Here is a 1,033-nt window from a genome sequence, read left to right as displayed (position 1 = left end):
CGCCTGCTGATGGCGGCCGTGCGGCGCTTCTTCCCGGCCGGCTGGGGCTACGTGTGGCGGCAGGGCCTGGCGAATCTGTATCGGCCCCAAAACCAGACGCTCACGCTCGTTACGTCCATCGGTCTCGGCACCTTCCTGCTGGCCACGCTTTTCCTCACCCAGGCGCTGCTGCTCAGCCGCGTGCAGCTCGCCGACCGGGGCCGCCAGCCCAACCTCGTGCTGTTCGACATTCAGCCCGCCCAGCGCCCCGGCGTGGAGGCGCTGTTGAAATCGCAAAACCTGCCCCTGATGCAGCGCGTGCCCATCGTAACCATGCGCTTGGCGGCCATCAACGGCACGTCGGTATCCGAAATCAAGAAGGACACTGCCCGCGGCATCCCCGCCTGGGCTCTCACCCGCGAGTACCGAGTAACCTACCGCGACACCCTGAGCCGGGCCGAAAAGCTCTCGGCCGGCACCGCCCCGCGCCTGGGCCCCGACGGCGTTTCGCGCATTTCGGTGGAGGACAGCTACCTGGGCCGCGTCAAGCTCAAGCTCGGCGACACGCTCGATTTCAACGTGCAGGGCGCGCCGCTGCGCACCATCGTGGGCGGCACCCGCACCGTCGAGCTGGGCCAGGTGCAGCCAAGCTTCCTCGTGCTTTTCCCGAAAGGCGTGCTGGAGCAGGCCCCGCAATTCTGGGTGGAGGTAACGCGCACACCCACCCCGGCGGCGCTGGCCGGCGTGCAGCAGGCCCTGCTGCGCCAGTTCCCCAACGTGTCGGCCATCGACCTGGGCCTGATATTGAATACCCTCGACGACATCATCGGCAAGGTGTCATTCGTCATCCGCTTCATGGCCGGCTTCAGTATTCTCACCGGCTTGCTGGTGCTCAGCAGTTCCGTCGTCATCAGCCGCTACCAGCGGGTGCGCGAAAGCGTGCTGCTGCGCACGCTGGGAGCCAGCCGCCGCCAGATTCTGCGCATCACGCTGGTCGAATACGGCCTGCTGGGGCTGCTGGTGGCGCTGGCCGGCATCGGGCTGGCCGTGCTGG

At 67.5% G+C, this 1,033-nt stretch carries 1 protein-coding gene; it reads left to right on the top strand.

Translation table 11 applies throughout. From position 1 onward, the window contains the following. Positions 1-1,033, top strand: a 1,033-nt coding sequence (locus ACYVDE_RS24040) for an ABC transporter permease (protein WP_460504048.1), incomplete at both ends; no start/stop codon positions are given.

This window comes from Hymenobacter agri, assembly GCF_054778495.1.
This window is presented reverse-complemented; position numbering and strand designations above follow the sequence as displayed.